The organism is Streptomyces sp. NBC_00083 (genome assembly GCF_026343295.1).
Classification (GTDB): domain Bacteria; phylum Actinomycetota; class Actinomycetes; order Streptomycetales; family Streptomycetaceae; genus Streptomyces.
Genome location: NZ_JAPELY010000003.1, coordinates 1,005,957 through 1,028,607, shown reverse-complemented (window position 1 = coordinate 1,028,607; position 22,651 = coordinate 1,005,957). Strand labels below are relative to the sequence as shown.

18 protein-coding genes are annotated in these 22,651 nt (G+C 72.0%); 4 read left to right on the top strand and 14 right to left on the bottom strand.

Annotated elements, in window-relative coordinates:
- The first annotated feature begins 81 nt into the window (after positions 1-81).
- Positions 82-2,319, top strand: a complete 2,238-nt coding sequence (locus tag OOJ98_RS28390) for an MMPL family transporter (RefSeq protein ID WP_267057897.1) — start codon at positions 82-84, stop codon at positions 2,317-2,319.
- Positions 2,320-2,374: 55 nt separating this feature from the next.
- Here OOJ98_RS28390 and OOJ98_RS28385 read toward each other — a convergent pair whose 3' ends face one another.
- Both OOJ98_RS28385 and OOJ98_RS28380 read right to left on the bottom strand, forming a co-directional pair.
- Positions 2,375-3,001, bottom strand: a complete 627-nt coding sequence (locus tag OOJ98_RS28385; protein ID WP_267057896.1) for a DUF402 domain-containing protein — start codon at positions 2,999-3,001, stop codon at positions 2,375-2,377.
- 102 nt (positions 3,002-3,103) lie between these two features.
- On the bottom strand, positions 3,104-4,075 hold the full coding sequence (locus OOJ98_RS28380; RefSeq protein ID WP_323177944.1) for a glycosyltransferase family 2 protein: 972 nt from the start codon (positions 4,073-4,075) through the stop codon (positions 3,104-3,106).
- Positions 4,076-4,179: 104 nt separating this feature from the next.
- Between OOJ98_RS28380 and OOJ98_RS28375 the strand changes: the two genes are divergently transcribed.
- Positions 4,180-6,162, top strand: a complete 1,983-nt coding sequence (locus OOJ98_RS28375; RefSeq protein WP_267057895.1) for a GtrA family protein — start codon at positions 4,180-4,182, stop codon at positions 6,160-6,162.
- 181 nt (positions 6,163-6,343) lie between these two features.
- Positions 6,344-8,080 (top strand): MFS transporter, encoded by a 1,737-nt coding sequence (locus OOJ98_RS28370; protein WP_267057894.1) that lies wholly within the window; start codon positions 6,344-6,346, stop codon positions 8,078-8,080.
- A gap of 73 nt (positions 8,081-8,153) precedes the next feature.
- Here the strand turns inward: OOJ98_RS28370 and OOJ98_RS28365 are convergent, their stop codons facing one another.
- The 11 genes from OOJ98_RS28365 to OOJ98_RS28315 all read right to left on the bottom strand — a co-directional run bounded on the left by OOJ98_RS28365 (position 8,154) and on the right by OOJ98_RS28315 (position 18,097).
- Positions 8,154-8,726 (bottom strand): DUF4142 domain-containing protein, encoded by a 573-nt coding sequence (locus OOJ98_RS28365; RefSeq protein ID WP_267057893.1) that lies wholly within the window; start codon positions 8,724-8,726, stop codon positions 8,154-8,156.
- Between the two features lie 204 nt (positions 8,727-8,930).
- Positions 8,931-9,575 carry a flavodoxin family protein gene (locus OOJ98_RS28360; protein ID WP_267057892.1) on the bottom strand — a complete coding sequence of 215 codons (645 nt, stop codon included), beginning with the start codon at positions 9,573-9,575 and terminating at the stop codon, positions 8,931-8,933.
- Between the two features lie 110 nt (positions 9,576-9,685).
- Complete coding sequence (locus OOJ98_RS28355) at positions 9,686-10,915, bottom strand: PP2C family protein-serine/threonine phosphatase (RefSeq protein ID WP_267057891.1); 1,230 nt, start codon at positions 10,913-10,915, stop codon at positions 9,686-9,688.
- A 160-nt stretch (positions 10,916-11,075) separates the two neighbouring features.
- The gene (locus OOJ98_RS28350; RefSeq protein WP_267057890.1) at positions 11,076-11,546 is read right to left on the bottom strand and encodes a Dps family protein; all 471 of its coding nucleotides are present in this window, start codon (positions 11,544-11,546) and stop codon (positions 11,076-11,078) included.
- 37 nt (positions 11,547-11,583) lie between these two features.
- A complete protein-coding gene (locus OOJ98_RS28345; RefSeq protein ID WP_267057889.1) occupies positions 11,584-11,940 on the bottom strand; it encodes a PRC-barrel domain containing protein in 357 nt (118 codons plus the stop codon).
- Positions 11,941-12,037: 97 nt separating this feature from the next.
- Complete coding sequence (locus tag OOJ98_RS28340; protein WP_267057888.1) at positions 12,038-12,211, bottom strand: CsbD family protein; 174 nt, start codon at positions 12,209-12,211, stop codon at positions 12,038-12,040.
- Between the two features lie 146 nt (positions 12,212-12,357).
- Entirely contained in the window at positions 12,358-12,777 is a 420-nt protein-coding gene (locus OOJ98_RS28335; RefSeq protein ID WP_267057887.1) for an SsgA family sporulation/cell division regulator, read from the bottom strand.
- Between the two features lie 125 nt (positions 12,778-12,902).
- Positions 12,903-13,754, bottom strand: a complete 852-nt coding sequence (locus tag OOJ98_RS28330; RefSeq protein ID WP_267058270.1) for a SigB/SigF/SigG family RNA polymerase sigma factor — start codon at positions 13,752-13,754, stop codon at positions 12,903-12,905.
- 204 nt (positions 13,755-13,958) lie between these two features.
- Positions 13,959-14,378 (bottom strand): ATP-binding protein, encoded by a 420-nt coding sequence (locus OOJ98_RS28325; RefSeq protein WP_267057886.1) that lies wholly within the window; start codon positions 14,376-14,378, stop codon positions 13,959-13,961.
- Positions 14,379-14,536: 158 nt separating this feature from the next.
- Positions 14,537-16,072 (bottom strand): SDR family oxidoreductase, encoded by a 1,536-nt coding sequence (locus tag OOJ98_RS28320; protein WP_267057885.1) that lies wholly within the window; start codon positions 16,070-16,072, stop codon positions 14,537-14,539.
- A 171-nt stretch (positions 16,073-16,243) separates the two neighbouring features.
- Positions 16,244-18,097, bottom strand: coding sequence for a transketolase (locus OOJ98_RS28315; protein ID WP_267057884.1), 1,854 nt, complete (start codon positions 18,095-18,097; stop codon positions 16,244-16,246).
- A 361-nt stretch (positions 18,098-18,458) separates the two neighbouring features.
- Between OOJ98_RS28315 and OOJ98_RS28310 the strand changes: the two genes are divergently transcribed.
- Complete coding sequence (locus OOJ98_RS28310; RefSeq protein WP_267057883.1) at positions 18,459-19,814, top strand: deoxyribodipyrimidine photo-lyase; 1,356 nt, start codon at positions 18,459-18,461, stop codon at positions 19,812-19,814.
- A 215-nt stretch (positions 19,815-20,029) separates the two neighbouring features.
- Here OOJ98_RS28310 and OOJ98_RS28305 read toward each other — a convergent pair whose 3' ends face one another.
- Complete coding sequence (locus OOJ98_RS28305; RefSeq protein WP_267057882.1) at positions 20,030-22,618, bottom strand: SpoIIE family protein phosphatase; 2,589 nt, start codon at positions 22,616-22,618, stop codon at positions 20,030-20,032.
- Positions 22,619-22,651: the final 33 nt, after the last annotated feature.

Sequence of the window (22,651 nt, the reverse complement as noted above, 5' to 3'; positions counted from 1 at the left end):
CTCGGACGATTGCGGCCGTTCTCGCTGGTGAGCTGGGTGCATGCCGAACACACCGCACCCTGCCCGTCGTCGGAGGACTCCGTGATCCGTGCTCTGACGCAGTTCTCCACCCGCAACCCGTGGAAGGTCGTCGCCCTGTGGGCGGTGGTGGGTTTCTCGCTTCTCTTCGTCGCCCAGATGCTGATCTTCCGCGTCACGCAGACGCAGAGCGGCGACTTCCTTCCCCCGACGTACGACTCGGCCGCGGCCCTGAAGGTCGCCGAGGAGAAGTTCGGGGCGAAGCCGGACGCCAACGCGGTGACCGTGCTCGTCGCCCGGCAGGACGGCAGCCCCCTCGGCCGGGCCGATGAGCAGCGCATCGCCTCGACGGCGAAGGAGCTGAGTGCGCGACGCGTGACGATGCCTCCGGCCAAGGACGACGAGACGTCGTTCCTGGCGGAGGACCACTCGCAGACTCCCCGCGTCGCGCCGGTGATGGTGGCGCCCGACCGCGGGTTCGAACTCCTCAACGTGCAGCTGACCGGGAACTCCATGGACCCCGGGATGCACGACCTGTACCGGGCCTTCCGCGACACGGCCAGGGGCGCGTTCGCCGAGGACGGGATGCGGACCGGGTTCACCGGTGGCCTGGCCGATCAGGCGGACACCCAGGAGGCGCAGGAGACCACGTCCAAGGTGGTCGGCGCCGTCATGGTGCTCCTGATCATGGTGATCAACGTTCTGGTGTTCCGCAGCGTGCTGGCCGCGTTCGTGCCGCTGATCGCGGTCAGCCTCATCAGCGGGGCGGCGACCGGCGCGGTCGCGGGCACCGCGATGCTCACCGGGGTCAAGCTCGACGCCTCCACTCCGAGCATGATCAGTGTGGTGCTGCTCGGGGTCGGCATCGACTACTTCCTCTTCCTGCTGTTCCGCTTCCGGGAGCAGTTGCGGGCCCGCCCCGACGCCCACGCACGGGCCGTGGCGGCCGATGTCAGCGCTCGGGTCGGCACCGCGATCACCTCGGCGGCCCTGACCATCGTGGCGGCGTTCGCCACGCTGGGTGTCGCCACCTTCGGGCAGTTCCGCGTCCTGGGTCCGGCGATCGCCGTGTCGGTCCTCGTCATGCTGTTCGCGAGCCTCACGCTGATGCCGGCGCTCCTGGCGGTGACCGGGCGCAAGATGTTCTGGCCCTCCCGCTCCCTCACACGTGAGCCGCGCCCCGGCCTCGCCGCCCGCGTCGGGGAGCTGGTCGCGCGCAGGCCGTTGACCATGGTCGTGGCGTCGGTGGCGCTGCTCGGGGCGCTCGCGGCCGGGCTCGCCGGCATCCGCATGGACTTCTCGCAGTCGGCCGGGGACAACGACACGGCGGCCGCGGCGACGGCCGCCGAGATCCGGCGCAGCCTGCCGGCCGGGGTGTCCGATCCGACCACCGTGTACGTAACGGCCGAGCCGGGCCGCACGCTGACCGCCCGTTCGCTCGACGCGCTGCCCGCGGCGCTGACGAAGGTCGACGGGGTGGGCAAGGTCGGCGCGACCGTCCTCAACGGCGACCGCACGGCGGCCCGCATCGACGTCTACCTCACGGCCGACACGCAGAGCGCCGCCGCCCGCGATCTGGTCTCGGGTCCCGTACGCACCGCCGTCGCCGGCCACACTCCCCCGGGGACGCGCGCGCATGTCGGGGGGACCGCCGCGATCTTCGCGGACATCTCCACCGCGGTCGACCACGACCTGCGGACGGTCTTCCCGGTCGCGGCGGCGCTCATCGCTCTGATCCTGCTCATTCTGCTGCGCAGCCTGCTCGCCCCGGTCGTCCTCATGATCTCGGTGGGGCTCGGTTTCGCCGCCACCCTCGGCGCCTCCGCCCTCTTCTTCCAGCACCTGCTCGACAAGCCGGGCGTCAACTTCGTCCTGCCGCTGGTCCTGTTCCTGTTCGTCGTCGCCCTCGGTACCGACTACAACATCCTCATCAGCGACCGCATACGCGAGGAGATGGCCCGCCCGGGTCCGGCCAGGGCCGCCGTCGCCCGCGCGGTGCGGCACACCGCCCCGGCCATCGCGACGGCCGGCATCGTGCTCGCCGCCTCGTTCGGCAGTCTCGCGGTCACCCCGTCGCCGTCCACCCAGCAGATCGGCTTCGCGACCGGTCTCGGCATCCTGCTCGCCGCGTTCGTCCTGTCCATCGTGCTGGTGCCCGCGCTCACCGCGCTGATCGGCCGCGCCATCTGGTGGCCGACCCGCGCGGCCCGCACACCCGGCCACGACCGGGCGCGGCCGCACGAGGAGCGGAGCGAGCACGCGGAGCGGAGCGAGGAGGGCCGGAGCGCATACGTCCACTGAGGCACTCCCCGGCCCTCAACTCTCCCTTTCCGGGGCTGAGTTGAGGGCTCAGCGTTCAGCGGTCCGCGCGGCGCGCGGCCTGCGGGGAGGGTGATGCGGTGAGGGCGACGGGCCCCGGCACCTCGAAGGATCCCGGCGCCGGGCGCCAGTCGCGCCACTGCTCCCACCATCGGCCGTCGTTCTCGATCCGCTCCATGACCTCGGCGGCGGCCGCGCGCACCGCCTCCGCCTCGCCCGGCCCGAAGCCGCCGGCCCGCACCCGCTCCTCGAAGTGGTCGACGTCCTTCCACGTCCAGGAGGAGCCGTCGGCGGCGATCACGAGGTCGAGTTCCTGGTCGAGCGTGTCGAAGCCGTCGGCCGTACGGCGCAGCGGCTCCTGGAAGTTGACGTACCAGTCCTGGAGATCGCCGCCCCTGAACCGGGCCCATACGGAGTAGCCGTCGCCGGCCCGCTGGAGCTGGAGCACTCCGTCCGACTGCCAGGTGTGGTCGAAGTGGACCCAGGGGTGCGGGCCCCAGGTGAAGGTGCCGCCGCCGAAGGTGATCGGCGTGCCCGTCGCGAGGTAGGCGGCGAGCAGCACCCCGTCGTCGGCGACGACGCGCAGGGGGTAGACCATCCACTCGCGTCCGTCGAGGATCTCTCTTCTGGCGATGACGTCACCGCTGCGAAAACGTGGCTCCATGCCGAACCACCCTAGAGACCCGGTTCCGTTCGGCCGGAATGGGGGCGCAATTGCGCCGAAGGGCGGCTACGCATCCGGAATGGGCCGCCCGGGTGGGCACGTTCAGGAACCGGCGGCCGAGTCGCGCAGCAATTCCGGTACGAAGTCCGCGCCGCGGGTGGGCGCCGGATATCTCAGATGGGCCAGCCGGGCCTGCTCCTGTCGCATGTGCATGAAGGACTCCAGGATGTATCCGACCATCAGCACAAGGACAGCGATGATCATGATCGCGGCAGCGAGCACGGCGGTCGGCAGGCGGGGCACGGCGCCGGTCCTGACGAATTCGGTGACCAGCGGCAGGCCGAGGATCAGCGAGACCAGGGTCAGCAATGCGGCGATGGCGGCGTGGAATTGCGAGGGGCGCTGACGGCGGGCGAGGCCCAGAATGAGTTTCAGAATGCGCCAGCCGTCCCGGTAGGTGCGCAGTTTGCTGACGCTTCCGGCCGGCCGGTCCTTGAAGTCGACCTCCATCTCGGCGGTGGGAAGGCGCAGACTGAGGGCGTGCACCGTCATCTCGGTCTCGGTCTCGAACTCCCGCGACAGGGCGGGGAAGGACTTGACATAGCGGCGCGAGAAGACGCGGTAGCCGCTGAGCATGTCGCTGACGTCGTTGCCGAACAGGGAGCGCACCGTGCCGGTGAGCAGCCGGTTCCCGACGGCGTGGCCGGCCCGGTAGGCGGTCTCGACGATTTCGCGGCGGGCGCCGACCACTTGGTCGTAGGGCCCTTCGAAGAGCAGGTCCACCATTTCGCGGGCGCGCGAGGCGTCGTAGGTGTCGTCCCCGTCGATGATGAGGAGTGCGTCGGCCTCGATGTCGGCGAAGGCGCGGCGGATCACATTGCCCTTGCCCTTGCGCGGCTCGTGGCGCACCAGGGCGCCGGCCGTGAGGGCCTCGGCGACGGTGTTGTCCGTCGAGGCATTGTCATATACGAAGATGACCGCCTCGGGAAGGCTGGCCCGAAGGTCGCGGACGACCTTTCCGATCGCGGCTTCCTCGTTGTAACAGGGAATGACACACACAATCGCCGGATTCATCAGAGGACCCTCATTATGTGAAAAAATCCAATGCTTCTGGGCGCTGAGTGAGCAGATCGTACCTCAGCTTGTTCATTGAGCTTCCTTACCTTTACGTTCTAGTCATGCTGCAACTCACGGATTTGAGGCGAGTCGTATCCGAATGGGTGCGGAGGATCTGGCGGGAGGTCGCGGCCTTCGGTGTCGTCGGCGCTGTCGCATTCGTGGTGGAGACGGCGAGTTTCAATCTGCTGATTCTCGGACCGCCCTCCGCCGGCGGTGGCATCATGAGGGCGACGCCCGCTCTCGCCTCCGTGGTGGCCACCCTGCTGGCGATGGCGGTGAGTTGGTTCGGCAATCGCCATTGGACCTACCGGGACCGGCGTGGCGCGGTCGACCGTCGCGAGGTGGCGTGGTTCGTTGCCATCAACCTCGCGGGCATGGCGGTGACGGCCGTTCCCGTGTTCGTCTCGCGTGAACTCCTCGGTCTCGGTTCACCGTTGAGCGACAACGCGGCCCGGCTCGTCGGCTGGGCGGCGGCAACGGTGCTGCGCTTCGTCGCGTACCGCACCCTGGTCTTCACGCCCGCCGGAAAGGACCCCGCCCCCGTGCCCGCAACCGTCAGCAGATGGACGAAGGACCTGAACGGCGCCTGGCGGCGCGGGTCGCTCTGGCCGTGGTGCCTCGGCGCCGTCGCCGCACTCTGCGCCCTGGCCGTGAACGCCGTCTTCCACCCGGGGTATCTGAGCCAGGACAGCGCCGACCAGTTGCAACAGGCTCTGGGCGAGCGGCCGGTGACCGACTGGCATCCGCCGGTCATGGCCCTGCTGTGGCGGATCCTCATCCACACGACCGGCGCCATCTCCGCCATGGCGGCGCTGCAGAGCGCCGTGCTGTGGGCGACGCTCTGGGTCCTCGCCCGGCTGGTGTGGCGCAGGACCGGTAGCCGCGGCCTCTCCCTGGCGATGCTCGCCGTCGGGCTCACCCCGCAGATCCTGACCTTCACGGGTGTGGTGTGGAAGGACGTCCACATGGCGTACGCCCTGCTCGCGGCGGTCGCGGTGGCGCTCACGGCACGTGAACTGCCGCCCGGCCGGGCCGGGGCGCGCTGGGCGCTGCTGGTCCTGGGCGTGCTGTTCCTCGCCTACGCCGTCCTGGTCCGCAAGAACGGCCTGCCCGCCGTGATCCCCGTCTTCGTGCTGCTGGTGCTCGCGGTGTGGCCGTCCCCCGGGCGTCGGCGCTGGCTGGCCGCGTCGGGGATCCTGCTCGTGACCACGGCGGTGTGCAGCGTCGGCGTGTCGGAGGCCACCGACCCGGTGGCGACCCGTCAGTACGCGCAGATCCCGCTGGACGACCTCACCCATGTGCTGACCGCGGCGCAGATCGGCCCCGCCGCCGAGAAGGCCGGTGCGAGCGCCGACTTCCGGGCCCGTCTGGTCACCGCGACGGCGGTCTGCGCGAGGCGGCACGTCCCGGCCGACGTGTACTTCAACTGCTACCCGAGGAACCCCTCCCTCGGCGTCACCGAACTCGGGCGCAACGCCGACGTGCTCACCCGGATGTGGACCCAGCAGATGCCGGGACACTGGCAGGGCTACATCGCCTACCGGGCCCGGGTGTTCTCCAAGCTGCTCTTCCAGGGCAACCTGCCGTTCTACGACGGCTCCACGACCAGGCTCGACGCCCTCAAGAGCGCGCCGGTCAACCAGACCCTCATGTCCACCGTGCGCGACTACGTGTTGGGCTTCGTGCGCGACGTGCCGATGCTCTTCCAGGGCTGGTTCTGGTTCGCCCTCTCCCTGGTGTTCGCGCTGCGCCGCCGGTGGGCCGGCCCCTACTCCAGGGAACTCCGGCTGCTCGGGGCCAGTTCGGCCCTGTACATCCTGGCCTACCTGCCGACGGCGCCGCAGTCCAACTTCCGTTACGTGTACTGGCCCGCGCTCGCGGGGACCGTCGGCGTGGCGACCGTCCTGATCGGCCACCTGGCACGCCGCCGCGCCGCCGTCACCGGGCCCCTCGGCTCCGGGGCGGCAGCGCCGACCGCCCCGCCCGTCCCCGCGGGGGCGGACGACGCCGGCCCGCACGAGGACGTCACCGTCGCCGGCTGACCGTGCGGGCGACTCCGCAGGCAATGGAAAGGTCAAGCGTTTCCCATCCAGGTCAAGATTCGCGCCCGTACGGCACTTATCGGACGCCTACGGAATAGTCGCCTGGGGAAACGGGTTTATGCCGCACGTACCCCCTCGCGGGTGCCGCCGCCGACCACTCCACGCCTCCGGAGGCCCCGCAATGTCCCAGCCGACACCTCACCAGCAGGCCGCGTCCCGCGGCACCCGCGGTGTCGTCCCCGTCCTCGCCTTCGCCGGCATCACGGTCGCCGTGATGCAGACGCTGCTCGTGCCGGTCATCAAGGACCTGCCGGTCCTGCTCAGCACCTCCCCCTCCAACGCCACCTGGGTCATGACCTCGACCCTGCTCGCCGGCGCCGTGGCCACCCCGATCATGGGCCGGCTCGGCGACCTGTACGGCAAGCGCCGCATGCTCCTGGCCAGCCTCGCCATCATGGTGGTCGGCTCGCTCATCGCCGGCTTCACCAGCCAGCTCCTCGTGATGATCGCCGGCCGCGCCCTCCAGGGCTTCGCCATGGGCGCCATTCCGCTCGGCATCGGCCTGATGCGCGACCAGCTGCCCCGCGAGAAGCTCGGCTCCGCGATGGCTCTGATGAGCTCCTCCATAGGCGTTGGCGGCGGGCTCGCACTGCCGCTCGCCGCCCTGGTCGCCCAGCACACCGACTGGCACGCGCTGTTCTTCGGCTCGGCCGGCCTGGGCGCGGTGGCCATCGCGCTCACCCTCCTGTTCGTACCGGAGAGCGAGGTCAAGGCGACCGGCACGTTCGACGTGCTCGGCGCGGTCGGTCTCTCCGCGGGACTCGTCCTGCTGCTGCTCCCCATCACCAAGGGCAGCGACTGGGGCTGGGGCTCCACCACCACGCTCGGCCTGCTGGGCGCGGCCGTCGTCGTCCTCGTCCTGTGGGGCGTGATGGAGCTGCGCCTCAAGGCGCCGCTCGTGAACCTGCGCACCAGCGCCCGCCGCGAGGTCCTGCTCACCAACCTCGCCTCGACCATGGTCGGCGTCGCCTTCTACGCCATCTCGCTCGTCCTGCCCCAGCTGCTCCAGCTGCCCTCCGCCACCGGGTACGGCCTCGGCCAGTCGATGGTCGTGGCCGGCCTGTGCGTGGCGCCGCTCGGCCTGACAATGATGCTGACCGCGCCCGTCTACGCCCGTCTCTCCGCCAAGTACGGCCCGAAGACCACCCTGATCCTCGGCATGCTGATCATCGCGATCGGGTACGGGGCGGGGCTCGGCCTCATGAGCGAGGCCTGGCAGACCATCGTCATCTCGGTGATCGTCGGCGCGGGCATCGGCCTCGCCTACTCCTCGCTTCCGGCCCTGATCATCGGCGCGGTCGACCCGTCCGAGACGGGTGCGGCCAACGGCCTCAACACCCTGATGCGCTCCATCGGCACCTCGGTGTCCAGCGCCGTCATCGGCATGGTGCTCGCCAACACGTCGCAGACCTTCGGGACGGTCGCGCTCCCCACGATGCACGGCTTCCGCGTCTCGTTCCTGATCGCCACGGTCGCCGTGGCCGGCGGTCTGGCGCTCGCCGCCTTCCTGCCCAAGGGCCGTCCCGCCGCCAAGCCGCAGCTGCGGGCCAGCAGTGAGGAGGACGCGGTCCTGGAGCGCGTCACCGAGGCACTCGCCGCCTTCCACGGACAGGTCGTCGGCGCGTCCGGCGCGCCCGTGGCCCGCGCCAAGGTCACCCTCATCGACCGTCACGGCCGTCAGGCGGGCTCCGCGCACACCGACGAGAGCGGCCGCTACGCGGTGCCGGTCCCGCAGGGTGGCGCGTACGTCCTGGCCGCGACCGCCTCGGGCCACGCGCCGCTGGCGTCGGCGGCCACGCACCACGGCGGCGAGGGCCCGGTGACCGTGGACCTGGCGCTGCCGGTCCCGGTCCGGTAACGGACCCGGCACCACCACGGCCGCCCCCCGACTCCCGTATCGCACGGCGGAGTCGAGGGGCGGCCGCGTTGTGTCACCGCTGGGGCGAGGCGCTCGGCGAGGCCGACGCCGGGGCGCGGCACACGCCGCCCTCGACCATCTTCAGGTGCCCGGCCACGATGGGCCGGGCGGCCTTGGCGGCCGCCTTGATCTGGCTGTCCGTGCCGGACTTCAGCTCCTTGTCGATCAGCGCGAGCGCCTGCTGATGGCCGCTGCTCTGCACCTTCAGCCACGCGACGTCGTACTGCTTGGTGCCGTTCATGGGTTTCAGCGCGGTCAGGCTCTTCTGCTGGGCCGTGCTGGGTTCGTTCGGCAGCGTGATGCTCTTGCTCTTGGCCAGGGCAGCGCCCTTGGCGTCCAGCGTGGTGTGATCACGCACGATGACATCGGCGACCTGCTTCACACAGGCGCCGTTGGCATGGGTGCGTGCGTCCTTGCCCGCGGCGATCTCGGCGAGGTTGGCCTGGTGGATCGCCTGCAGGAACACCGCGTCGGCGGTGGCGGAAGGGCTGCCGGAGGGGCTGGCGGCGGCGAACGCGGGCGCGGCGCCGGTGAGGGCCAGCGCGGTGACGGCGGCAGCGGTTGCGCAGGTGTGGGTGAATCGCATGGGGGACCTCCACGTGTCCGTGGACCTGATGAGGGGCCACGTAGGCGTTCGGACGGCGCGTGGGGGGGGCGCCCGTCCGGACTTCGCTCAACGCGGATCATCGTAGGTCGGCACGCGGACGCCCGCCCGTCCAGATCACTCAGCGTGACGGACGCGGCGGGCGACTCGCGGGGCCGCGGAGCGGGTCGGGCCCGGCCCCGGGGGTCAAGAGGCCGGGTACGGGGCCGCCTTGAGGCGCCGTGCGAGGTGGCTCGCGTTGGCGGCGAGGGTGGCGGTGGTGCCCGCCGTGGTCTTGGGGGTGCTGGGGAGATCGCGGTAGTCCGTACCCTGCATGGCCTCACCGACCCAGTAGGTGACCGCGCCGGGTGCCAGCGTGAAGCCGACGTCGTTGAGTCCCTGGAAGATGTCGGCGCTGACCTTGTGCGCGCCGTCCTCGTTGCCCACCACGCATACGGCGGCGACCTTGCCGTAGACGAGCGGCCGTCCTTCGTCGTCGGTCTGCGAGATCTCCGCGTTGAGGCGCTCCATGACCTTCTGGGCGACGCTGGAGGGGTGGCCGAGCCAGATCGGTGTGGAGATCACCAGGATGTCCGCGCCGAGCACGCTGTCGCGGATCTCGGGCCAGGCGTCGCCGTCCCCCATGTCGGTCTCCACGCCCGGCTTCACCTCATGGTCGACGACGCGGATCACCTTGCCCGTCACGCCGTGCTCCGCGAGCGACTTCATGGTCTGCTCGGCCAGCAGCTGGGAGCTGGATTCGGCCGGGGACGGGGACAGGGTGCACACGAGCGCGACGGCGCTCAGCGGGACGTTGTTCGAGGCATCGGCGTGTGTCTGGTTCGTATCCATGCATCCCCTACTGCCCCGCCGTCAGCCGTCCTATCGCCCCGGCACGAAGCGGACGTCCTTCGCGCGGCGCGCGGGCGGCCGGCCTCCGGCCCCTTGGTGACCAGGTGCGTTCAGGCCCGGCGTGCGGCGCCCTCGCCCGGCTTGGTCGTGGGCGGCCACCATTCGATGAGGAGCATGGTGGCGTCGTCGCGCAGGTCGCTGTCCTCGGTGTCGAGGATGGCGTGGATGAGGCGGCGCAACGACTCGGCGGCCAGTTCACCGGACGCGGTGGCCAGGATGATGGAGTCCGTGAAGCGGTCCATGCCGAATTCGCCGCCGCCCACGGTGCGGGCCTCGGTGACGCCGTCGGTGTAGAGGAGGACGCGGTCGCCGGGTTCCAGCTTCAGTTCGTGGACGGCACGCGGGTCATCGCTGAACCTCGCGGGCAGGCCCATGGGCGGCTGGGGGGTGCGTTCGAGCGCTCCCGCGACGACGCGCCCGTCGCGGATCAGGACCGGCGGCGGATGCCCGCAGTTGCACCAGCTGAACAGCCCCGAGGCGAGGTCGAGCTGGGTGAGGATGCCGGTGCAGTACTTGTCGGGCAGCCACTGGGCGAGCGCCTGGTCGATGGTCTCGACGAGGTCGAGCAGGCCCGCCCCGGCCCGGCGCGCGTTGCGGCACCCGGCGAGGGCGACGGAGGTCGTCAGGCCCGAGGCGAGGTCGTGGCCCATGGCGTCGAGGATCGCCGCGTGGAGGGTGGACTGGGTGAGCGAGTGGTCGAAGGCGTCACCGCCGATCTCGTACGCCGGCTCCAGGACGGCGGTGGAGACGACGTGCGCGTTGCCGATGGTGCGCGGGGGGAGGAAGGCCCGGAGCATCTCGGCGGGCAGCTGCATGCGTTCGGCCCGAGCGCGGCGGGCGAAGCTGTCGCTGTAGGCGCGCTTGGAGGTGATGGCCATCGCGACGATGCCGGTCAGCATGCGGCAGCGGCGCAGGCGTACGGCGTCCACGGAGCGGGTGCGCACGCCGAGGACGCCGAGCCGTTCGGCTCCGTCCACCACGGGAAGCCACAGGCACAGAATGCCGGCCTCGACATCCTCGATGCGCAGGGAGACGGTCCGGTAGCACCAGCCGGCGACGGACGCGTCGATGTCCAGGGTCGCGAGGCCGTCGGTGAGCCCGACGAGACTGCGCTGCTGAAGGTCGGTCAGGTAGATGACGACCTCCCCGAGACCGAAGGCCTCGGCGCATCGGTTGACCAGGACGGGGAGGTCCATCGGGGTCGCGCTGTGCGCCTGGGCGAGCAGGTCCTCCAGCAGCCGCTCGCCGCAACCGGAGTCCCAGGTGTCCTCCGAGCCCATGCCCGACCACCTCCTTGTGAGGCAGTCTCACATCCCGCGCACCGTGCCGCCCGCTGTGTTCGGCCGGTCGCCGAGCGGACGGGAGCGGGCGGACGACGGCGGGCGGACGAGAGCGGGGCGGCCCGCGTGGGCCGCCCCGCTCCGTGTGACGCGCGCGGCGTCAGCTGTTCTCGGCCTGGAACATCCAGGCGTGCTTCTCCAGCTCGGCGGTGAGGGCGATCAGGAGGTCCTGGCTGACCGGGTCCGGCTCGTCGGTCGCCGCGATGCGCTCGCGCATCCGCTCCACGACCCTGCCGAGCGCCACGACCAGGATCTCCACCGCCTCGGAGTCCTTGATCCAGCCCTCCGGCACCGTCCCCAGCGCACTGTCGCCCGCGACCGTGGCCGCACGCCCGTCCGGGTTCACGCCCAGCGCGGCGGCGCGCTCCGCGACCGTGTCCGAATACTGCCGCGCCGTGGCCACCACGTCGTCGAGCTGAAGGTGCACCGAACGGAACCGCGGACCGACCACGTTCCAGTGCACCTGCTTGGCCGCGAGCGACAGATCCACCAGATCGACCAGCGCACCCTGCAGGGCCGAACCGACGACCTTCAGCTGCGCATCGGACAGCGAACTCTTCACGACAGACACTGCTTCACTCCCATTCGGATTCCGGGGACGAGAGGGTTTACGGAAGGGGACCGCCGTAGTACCGGCCGATGATGTCGCGGTACGTGGGGTCGTCGAGGTGGGTGGCCGGTTCGAACTCCGGCGAGTCCTTGACCTGGTCCCGGGTGAGGGCGATATGGATCCTCTTGTCGTCCGGGTCCAGGCGGGTCACGGTGCCCGCGGGCAGCAGCACCCGCTTGCCGAAGATCCACGGCCCGGTGTCCACCACGAGGTGCGCCGAGCCCACCTCGTCGGAGTGGCTGTCGACCTTGCCGATCGACCCGTCGGCCGCCTCCACCTTCCAGCCGCGCAGATCCACCCCGGCAAGGTGGCCACTGGTGTCCTTGAAACCCCAGAGATCGAGACCGCTGTTCATGACAGGGACATCCCTTCCGTTCGTTGTGGCGGCGGGCTCCAGCCGCGTCGTCCGCGCCGGGGCCGCGCTGTCGCGCGCTATCCCGGCCGGCCGCGGGTCAGCGCCTGAAGGCCTCGTTGGCCTTCTCCTTCTCCTCGCGGGTTTCACCCTTGACCTGGTCGATGCGGCCCTCGGCGGTGAGCCGCTCATTGCCCGTCATACGGCCGAGCGCTTCCTTGGCCTTGCCCTTGGCCTGCTCGGTCTTCGCCTTGGCCTTCTTGTCGGCAGACATATGTGCTGCGCCTCCACCGTGGATCGCTGGGGATCGATGACGTATGTACGACGTATCGATGTATCGGCGACGTAGAGGAGGACGAGGGATCCATTACGTCGACATCCATACGCCTGGCCGCTCCACCCGGTTTCAAACGAACGGGTTCAGCCCGCGGTGAGGATCTCGGCGAGGAAGGCGTCCACGTCGACCTCTTCCCGGCCGGGCGGGACGATCTCGTAGGTCTTCTCCAGGAACGTGCGCAGGGCGGGCTCCCACGCCGAGAACACCGCGCACCCCCAGGACCCGTCGAGACCGCAGCCCGCGAGTTCGATGCGCGCCTCACGGCGTCCCTCGACGACCTGGGGAGCCACGCGTACGTCACCGTCGCCCATCGCGCGGTGCAGGCCCTGGGCCAGCAGGTCCCGCTCGATCGTCCACACGACGGCGATGTCCTCCTGCAGCTCGAAGCAGAGGCCGACCGCGAACGGGTCGTCGGCCGTGTAGGTGAGCCGGGTGACCACGGGGACGCGCTCCGCCCCGTCGGCCTCCAGGTTCATGAACACGGTCTCGCGCAGGGAATTCAAGGATCGCCTCCAGCATGCGGCTCGGGCAGGCGTCGGCTTCCAGGAATTCGTCGAGCGGCGGCGGGACCCCGGCCCGCATCGGGGTCCCGCCGCGAGTACCGCGTGCGGCCGGGTGCCGCGGACCCTCAGGTGCGTACGGTGAGGTCGTCGGCCATGCCGGCGCGCAGCTTGGTCAGGATGCGCGACAGCAGGCGGGAGACCTGCATCTGTGAGACGCCGAGCTCCGCTCCGATCTCGGACTGCGTCATCTCGAGACCGAACCGCATGCTCACGATCCTGCGCTCGCGCTCGCTCAGGTCCCCCATCAGAGGCGCCAGGGACTGGAGGTTCTCGACCTTCTCCATGCCCGGGTCGTCCTCGCCGAGGAAGTCGACGAGCGTGCGGCTGCGGTTTCCGGCGGCGCCGCCCGCGTCCTCGGAGTCGGCGGACATGTCGAGCGAGCCCGCGGTGTACCCGTTGGCGGCGACGAGCCCTTCGACGACCTCTTCCTCGTCACGGTCCAGGTGGGCGGCGAGCTCCCGGACGGTCGGGTCGCGGTCGAGGTCGACGGCGAGCCGCTCCTTGGCCTTGGCGATGTCGACGCGCAGCTCCTGAAGACGCCGGGGCACGTGCACCGCCCAGGTGGTGTCCCGGAAGAACCGCTTGATCTCGCCCACGATGTAGGGGACGGCGAACGAGGTGAACTCGACCTCGCGCGACAGTTCGAACCGGTCGATCGCCTTGATCAGGCCGATGGTGCCGACCTGGATCACGTCTTCCATCTCGCCGCTGCCGCGGTTGCGGAAGCGGCCCGCGGCGAAGCGCACCAACGACAGGTTCATCTCGATGAGCGTGTTGCGCGCGTACTGGTATTCGGCGGTGCCCTCTTCGAGCACCTGGAGCCGTTCGAAGAAGACCTTCGACAGCTCACGGGCGTCCTTCGGCGCCACCTTCCCCGCGTCCTCGACCCACGGCAGCTCCCCCACACCGGGGTCCATGGTCTTGGCCGCCGGCCGGTCCGTCCGCTCGCGTACCGTCACTTGCGCCGCTGCCATGAGGACAACCTCCCTAGTCGCCAAAACTATGTCCGTCGAAGCAAGCGCCTGCCCCCGGTCACACGGAACATGCACTCCGACCCTCAACTGGCCGAAGCAGCCGGTCCGGGACCGGCGCCCGCCCGGCGCGTTCGGCCCGCTGCGGCGTCAGCGCGGCAGGGCGACGCAGACGTTCTTGCCGCCGTCGGCGGCCGGGGTGACGGCCACGCTCTTGGCGAGGTAGCGGACCAGCAGCCAGCCGAACCCTCCCTCGTACCCGCGCAGGTCCGGGGTGCGTTCGCGGGGCGGTACGGGGCTGGGGTCGCGGACGCTGACGCGCAGCGTGCTGGGGTCGGCCGCCAGGTCGAGCGAGGTGGCCCGGCCCGCGTGACGCAGGGCGTTGGTGACGAGTTCGGAGACGATGAGCACGGCGTTCTCGATGCTCTCGTTCGACGGCCTGGGCACGAGTGCGGCGAGGAACGCGCGAGCGGTGTCACGTGCCTGGGCGGCCGTCGCCGGGCCCGTGTCGGCTGGTTCGAGACCCGGCGGAGGACTGCCGGTACCGGTGTTGGCAGGCGGGCGAGCCATGTGCGGAACCCCCAGATGATCGGCCCTTGGTCAGGTGCGTCTCGGTTTCTGTGTGTGGTGCTCCTGCCCGTAATCCCCGGGACGGAACATGTACACCCCCCGTCTCGATTCGGCCGGTTCTCGCGGCGGGCCGGGCCCGCCGCCCACGGAACGGCGCGTTACCCGGGCGTCCCCGGCCCCGGGTCGGGCTGCGCCTCCGCGGCCTTGGCCATGTTGCGGGCCATGCCGCCGAAGACGATCGCGTGGAACGGGGAGACGCTCCACCAGTAGGCGTGCCCGAGCAGCCCGCGCGGATGGAAGATCGCCTTCTGCCGGTAGTGGCTGCGTCCCTGCCCGTCCGGTTCCGTACGCATCTCCAGCCAGGCCAGGCCCGGCAGCCGCATCTCCGCGCGCAGGCGCAGCAGCCGGCCGGGGATGATCTCCTCGACCCGCCAGAAGTCCAGCGAGTCGCCGACGCGCAGCCGGTGCGCGTCGCGCCGGCCGCGCCGCAGGCCGACGCCCCCGGCGAGCCGGTCGAGCCAGCCCCGGATCGCCCAGGCCAGCGGGAAGGAGTACCAGCCGTTCTCGCCCCCGATGCCTTCCACCACGCGCCACAGCACGGCGGGCGGCGCGTTCACCGTGCGCTCCCGCTCGTCGGTGTAGAGGCTGCCGCCCGCCCAGTCCGGGTCGGTGGGCAGCGGGTCGCTGGGCGCGCCGGGCAGGGCGGCGTTGGACCAGCGCGTGTCGACCTGGGCCTCGCGGACGCGGCGCAGGGCCAGTTCGAGGGCGTCGTCGAAGCCGAGCGGGGCGCCCTGCTCGTCGGGCACGTACCGCGCGATGTCGTGTTCGCCGCAGACCACCTCGTGGCGCAGGGACTCCGCGAGGGGCCGGGCGATGGCGCGGGGCACCGGGGTGACCAGGCCGATCCAGTGGCTGGAGAGCCGTGGGCTGAGCATCGGGACCGGCAGGATCAGGCGGTGGGGCAGGCCGGCGACCTTGGCGTACCGCTCCATCATGTCGCGGTAGGTCATGATGTCGGGTCCGCCGATGTCGAAGGCCCGGTCGACCTCGCGCGGCATGCCGGCGCTCGCGACCAGGTAGCGCAGCACGTCGCGGATGGCGATGGGCTGGATGCGGGTGCCGACCCAGCTGGGGGTCACCATGACCGGGAGGCGCTCGGTCAGGTAGCGCAGCATTTCGAACGAGGCCGAGCCGGAGCCGATGACGACGGCGGCGCGCAGCACGACGGCGGGTACCGCGCCGGCCAGGAAGATCTCGCCCACTTCGGCGCGGGAGCGCAGGTGTGGCGACAGCTCACGTACCGGCACGTCCACCGGGGTGAGTCCGCCGAGGTAGACGATACGGCGGACGCCCGCGTCGGCCGCGCCGGCGGCGAAGGTGCGGGCGGCGTCGCGGTCGGTCTTCTCGAAGCCCGATCCGGTGCCGAGGGCGTGCACCAGGTAGTACGCAATGTCGGTGCCGCGCAGCGCGCCGGCCACGGACTCCGGGTCGGTGACATCGCCCCGTACCACCTCGACGCGGTCCGCCCACGGCTGGTCGCGCAGCTTCTCGGGGGAGCGCGCGAGGCAGCGCACCCGGTGCCCGGCCTTCAGGAGCTGGGGCACGAGCCGGCCGCCGATGTAGCCCGTGGCACCGGTCACCAGACACGTCAGGGGTCCCCCGCCGTCGTGCTCCGTCTCGTTTCCTGAGGCCACCGGACACCCGCTTTCTGTGTGCGCGCGCCCCGGCGGTGCCCGGCTCCTGCGCCGGGCACCCGGGCACGCTGTCGACGGGGTACACCGTGGCACCCGGGGTCCGCACATCGCGGTATCCGGTGTGCCACCGGTGTTGCGCGAGCCGCGCCCCCTGCGTGCGCGTCTGTCGGCTCAGGGCACGACGACGCGTTCCACGAGGAGCCGTACGGCCGCGGCGATGGACTCGGCGTCGATGCCGGCCAGCCGCAGCTGCTCCTCGGGGCTCGCCGACGCGGGCATGGTCTGCACGCCGAGCCGGACCAGGCGCGGGACCGGACGTCCGTCGGCGAACGCCTCGGCCACCGCGTCGCCGATGCCGCCCTGCACGCGGTGGTCCTCCACCGTGACGAGGCAGCCCGTCGCCTCGGCCGCCGCCTGGAGGGTGTCGGTGTCGACGGGCTTCACCGAGTACAGGTCGATGATCCGCACGGCGATGCCCTCCCGTTCGAGCAGGTCGCCCGCGCGCAGCGCCTCGTGGACCGTGACGCCCGCGGCCACGACGGTCACCCGGTCCTGGTCGCCCGAGCGCAGGACCTTGGACCCGCCGGGTGCGAACCGCTCGTCGGGGCCGTAGATGACGGGCGCCTCGCCCCGGCCGGTGCGCAGATAGCGCACCCCCGGCAGGTCGGCCATCGCGGCGACGAGCTGCGCGGTCTGGTTGGCGTCGCACGGGTAGAGCACCGTGCTGCCGTGCACCGAGCGGAACATCGCCAGGTCTTCGAGGCCCATCTGCGAGGGGCCGTCCTGGCCGATGGAGACCCCGGCGTGCGAACCGACGAGGTTGATCCCGGCCTGGCTGACGGCGGCCATCCGCACGAAGTCGTGGGCGCGGGTCAGGAAGGCGGCGAACGTCGAGGCGTAGGGGACATAGCCCCTGGTCTGGAGACCGACGGCGGCGGCGACGAGCTGCTGCTCGGCGATGTAGCACTCGAAGTACCGCTCGGGGTGGGCCTTGCCGAAGAACTCCGTGCGCGTGGAGTCGCCGACCTCGCCGTCGAGGGCGACCACGTCCTCGCGGGCGGAGCCGAGCGCGGCGAGCGCCTGGCCGAAGGCGTCGCGGGTGGCCACCGAGTCGCCGACGTCGAAGCGCGGCAGGTCGAGGTGGCCGGTGCCGGCGTCGCGCCGGGCGGGGACGGAGGGCGGCGAGGAGACCTCGACACGGACGAAGCGGGGTCCGCCCAGCTCCTCGATGGCGGCGTCGGCGTCGGGCAGCGGCTTTCCGTGGTGGCCCTCGCGGTCCTCGACCTCCGCGACCCCGCGGCCCTTCATGGTGTGCGCGATGATGGCGGTGGGCTGCGAGGTCGTGGCCGACGCCTCGGCGAACGCCGCGTCCACCGCGTCGATGTCGTGCCCGTCGATCTCGATGGTGTGCCAGCCGAAGGCCTTCAGGCGGCGTGCGTACGCGTCGAGGTCCCAGCCGTGCCGGGTGGGGCCGCGCTGGCCGAGCCGGTTCACGTCGATGATCAGCGTGAGGTTGTCGAGGTTCTCGTACGCCGCGTGCTCGGCCGCCTCCCAGACGGAGCCCTCGGCCATCTCGCTGTCGCCGGACAGCACCCACACGCGGTACGGGGCGTGCTCCAGCCGCTTGCCCGCCAGCGCCATGCCGACGCCCACCGGGAGCCCCTGTCCGAGCGAGCCGGTGGCGACGTCCACCCAGGGCAGGCGCGGCGTGGGGTGGCCCTCCATGCGGCTGTCACGACGGCGGAAGGTCAGCAGCTCCTCGTCGTCGATGACGCCCGCCGCCCGGTACATCGCGTACAGGAGCGGGGAGGCGTGGCCCTTGGAGAGGACGAACCGGTCGTTGCCGGGGTGCTCGGGGTGGTCGAAGTCGTAGCGCAGATGGCCGGCGAGCAGGACCGCCGCCAGGTCGGCTGCGGACATGGACGACGTGGGATGTCCGGAGTTCGCCGCGGCGGCCGCGCGCACGGCGTCCACCCTCAGCTGCTGCCCCAGGTCGGCGAGTTCCAGCGCGGCTTCGCGTTGCATGTCACTCCTTGTGGTCGACGGCCCGGCGGGCGGACCGGTTGACGGATGCGATGGGGGTTGCCGGTGCGGGGCGCGGGGCCGCCGCGGTCCGGGCGCGCCTTCCGCGGCCACGCGCGCCGAAGGCCACTCTCGCGCCGGGTATCCCGGTGCGCCGAGCCCAAACGGTCACATAGCGCCCAACCGGGTGCTCGCGCGGAGACCGGACCAATCCCTCGCCACGCCCGCGCCGAATGAGCGGTGGGACGTCCCGTGTCGAGGAGGATCGAGCCATGGGGGCGCCCCTCCCCTGACCCACCGTCCGACTGCCCGGGGCGCGTCCCCGAACCACACCCCGATCCACCCCATCCGAGGAGCTCGTCCCGTGTCGGTGTCCGTAGTCCTGTTCACGTCCGATCTGCGGTTGCACGACAATCCGGTGCTGTCGGCGGCGGTGCGCGAGGCCGATCGGGTCGTGCCGCTGTTCGTGGACGACGACGGGGTGCGGGCGGCCGGCTTCGACGCCCCCAACCGCCGGGCGTTCCTCGCCGACTGCCTGGCCGATCTGGACGCAGGGCTGCGCGAGCGCGGCGGACATCTGGTGGTGCGCTCCGGCGACGTCGTGAGCGAGGTCTGCTCCGTCGTGACGGCGGTGGGCGCGGAGCGGGTGCACGTCGCGGGCGGCGTGAGCCGGTACGCCGCGCGGCGCGAGGAGCGGCTGCGTACCGCGCTCGACGGGATCGGCTGCGCCCTGTCCGTGCACGACGCGGTGGTGACGGTGCTGCCGCCGGGCGACGTCACCCCGTCGGGCGGCGACCACTACACGGTGTTCACGCCGTACTTCCGGCGCTGGGCCGACGCGCGGGTACGGGAACTCGCCCCGACGCCGCGCACGGTCTCCCTGCCCCGGATCGCGGCCGGCACCCTGCCGCGGCGCGCCGGGGACGGGGTGTCGCCGGGCGTGATGGAGGGCGGCGAGACGGCGGGCAGGAAACGGATGCGGCAGTGGCTCTCCGGGGGCGTCGCCGGGTACGAGGACGGGCACGACGACCTGGCGGGCGACGCCACCTCGCGCCTCTCGCCCTACCTCCACTTCGGCGCGCTCTCCGCGACCGAACTGGTCCACCTGGCGCGGCGCGAGGGGTCCTCCGGGGCGGAGGCGTTCGTCCGTCAGCTGGCCTGGCGGGACTTCCACCATCAGGTGCTGGCGGCCCGTCCGAAGGCGGCGGGCGAGGACTACCGTGCCCGCGGTGACCGGTGGCGCTCGGACCGGCGCGAGGTCGAGGCGTGGCGGCGGGGGCGCACCGGCTATCCCCTGGTGGACGCGGCGATGCGGCAGCTCGCCCACGAGGGCTGGATGCACAACCGGGGCCGGATGCTGGTGGGGAGCTTCCTCACCAAGACGCTCTACACGGACTGGCGGATCGGCGCCCGCCACTTCCTGGAGCTCCTGGTCGACGGCGACCTCGCCAACAACCAGCTCAACTGGCAGTGGGTGGCCGGAACCGGCACCGACACCCGGCCCAACCGGGTCCTCAATCCGGTGGTCCAGGGCAAGCGCTTCGACCCGCAGGGCGCGTACGTGCGCCGCTGGGTGCCCGAACTCGCCGACGTGGAGCGCAAGTTCATCCACGAGCCGTGGAAGATGGACGAGTCGGACCGGGCGGCGCTCGACTACCCCGAGCCGATCGTGGACCTCGCCGAGGGCCGGGCCCGTTTCGAGCAGGCGCGGGGCGCATGACCCCCTGAAGCACGGCGAACCCGGAACGCGCCGCCCTGTAACGCAGGTCACACGCATGGACGTGCGCGACGGGGGCACCCGCTGCGTATGCCCCCTCGGGGCCGGGCCTCCCCCCGCCCGGCCCAGGGCCCGCGGCCCCGCCGTCCTCTCCCCCCTCGGACGCGCGGGGCCGCTTCATGTCCTGCGCGGGCCGCTCCCCGTCGGACGCGGGGCGGCTAGCGCACCGTGACGCCGATGAGGCACGTGTCGTCGTCCGTGTCCGCGTTGGTGTACCGCAGCAGGTGGTCGAGCTGGTTCTCCAGCTGGGTGCCGCGGCCCAACTGCCGTGCGCTCTGGGCTACTTGGAGGAGGTTGTCCAGGGAGTCCTGCACGGAGCGGTCGCGGCGCTCGATCAGGCCGTCGGTGTACATCATCAGGGTGTCGCCGGTCTCCAGCTGCGTCCGGCCCTCCTCGTACTGGGCCTGGCCCGTGGCGCCGAGGAGGATCCCGCGGAGCTGGGGCAGCGCGCCCGCCTTGCCGTCCCGGACGAGGACCGGCGGGAGATGGCCGGCCCTGGCCCAGCGGAGCGCGCGCGAGACGGGGTCGTACAGGCCGCAGACCGCGGTCGCCGTGACGTTGTCGGTGAGGTGGTGGGTGACGGTGTTGAGCCAGGCGAGGAGCTGGGCGGGCCCGGCCCCGGTGGTGGCGAGGCCGCGCAGGGCGTTGCGCAGCGCGACCATGCCGGTGGCGGCCTCGATGCCGTGCCCGGCGACGTCGCCCACGCACAGCAGGACCTGACCGGAGGGCAGCGCCGCCGCGTCGTACCAGTCGCCGCCGACGAGGTGGTCCTTCTCGGCGGGGCGGTACCGGACGGCCACGCTCAGGTTGTGCAGGTCCACCGGGTCGTGGCTCGGCGGCATGATGGCCTGCTGCAACCGGAGGGCGAGGCGGTTGCGTTCGGCGGTCTCCTGCTGGCTCTGGGCGAGCTGGTCCCGGGTGGCCGCGAGGGCGACCTCGGTCCAGTGCTGGGCGGAGACGTCCTGGTAGGCGCCGCGCACCGCGACGACCCGGGTGTTCTCGTCGAGTACGGGTTCGGCGACGACGCGGATGTGCCGGGCCACGCTGTCGGCGCGCTGGAGCCGGAAGGCGGTGGAGGCGGGCCGCTGGTGGTGGAGCAGGGACCGCAGGAACCGGCCGATGGAGTGGGCGTCGTCGGGGTGGACGTGGGCCGCGAGCTGCTCCAGGGGGACGGGTTCGGCGGTGGGCGGAAGGCCGTGGAGCTCGAAGAGGGAGTCGTTCCAGGCGATCTCGCCGGAGACCAGGTTCTCCTCGAACCCTCCGATGCGGCCCAGGCGTTGGGCGTGCTGGAGCAGGCTGGCGACCTTGGGGGCGCCGTCGTCGAACCGCCACACCACGAGGACGTGGGCGCCCTGGCGGCTGATGCTGACCTGGGCCTGCGTGGTGAGGGCGACGGTGTCGACCACGGCGGCGAGCCGCATGCGCTCCGCGCGGAACGGCTCGCCGGTGGCCAGGACGTGCTCCACCTTCTCGAAGAGGCCGTCGGCGCCGGCGGCCAGCGGGTAGGCGTCGAGCAGCCGGGATCCCGCGATCGTGTTCCGCGGCCGGCCCGCGAAGTCGACGAAGCTCGGGTTGACGTGCCGGATCAGGAAGTCGGCGGGGGTGTCCGCCACGTCGAGGAGCGGTTCGAGGACCAGGCACGGGTCGTGGAGTCCGTCGGTGAGGTCGAGGAGTTCGGCCAGCCTCGGGTCGGCGGGCCGCCGCGAGGGGCGGTCCGGGTCGCAGACGGGGTGGCTCTCCAGGGCGATCGCGCACAGCTCGGCCAGGACCTCCACCTGCCGGTCGATGGACTGCGAGCGCTCGGGCAGCCGGTCGCGCCAGCAGATCTCCAGGACGCCGATGATGCGGCCGCCCGTGCCGGCCGGGACCGTCATGCGTCCCCCGCTCAGCTCCTGGAGCCCGATGGACGGCAGGGCGGCTTCGCCGAGCATGTCGTAGTGCGTGGCGGCCCGGTTGCCGAGGGCGTGCCGGGCGGGCGTGGGGACACCGGGCGGCACATGCCGCCAGCGGGCCGGCTCCTCCTCGGAGAAACCGGCGCTGCCGGCCAGGGTGAGGGACTGGTCGGCGTGGGCGGCCCAGATGGCGACGGCGACGGCGCCCAGCGGTTCGAGGGCGTGCTGGAGGATCGACTGCGCCACGGCCTGGGCGTCTCCGGCGGCGAGGGCGCCCGCCTCGGCGCTGCGCAGCCGCAGGCCCACGGACGCGCCGGGCGGCTGGGCCGTCTCGGTGACGAAGTCACGCGCGACATCGGCGATCTTGTCGCGGGTCGCCTGGTTGACGAGGTCGGCGGCGAGTTCCAGCGTGGAGAGGCCGGCCTGCGCGGCCAGGCTGTCCAGCTGCGCCGCAGCCTCGACCGGGCTGCACGTCAGGCGCTCGACGAGGATGCCGCTCGCGAGGTCGACGAGGGCGCGCCCCTCGGACTCGGCCTGCGCGCGCTGGAGTTGGTCCTGCAGGCGCTGGACGGTGTCGGCGAGCCGCCCCACGGCGCTCCCCTCCTCCGTCGGGAAGTCCGCCGGGAAGTCCGCCGGGAGGTCCGCCGGGAGGTCGGTCGCGACGTCCGCGGATTGCGGGCCGCGCGCGCCGTCGGCGTCCCGCAGGGCGGCACGGGAGCCCGCCGGCCGGGCCGGAAGCGGGCCCGGCTCGGCGGGAGGGCCCGGCTGAAGGGGCAGGCCCTGCTCGGGCGGCGGGCCCGACTGGAGAGGCAGGCCGCTGCCGGGCTCATCGCCGGGCTGGTGGGACGTGGACACAAGCTCTCTCCTCACGTCAGGAGACGGATCGGG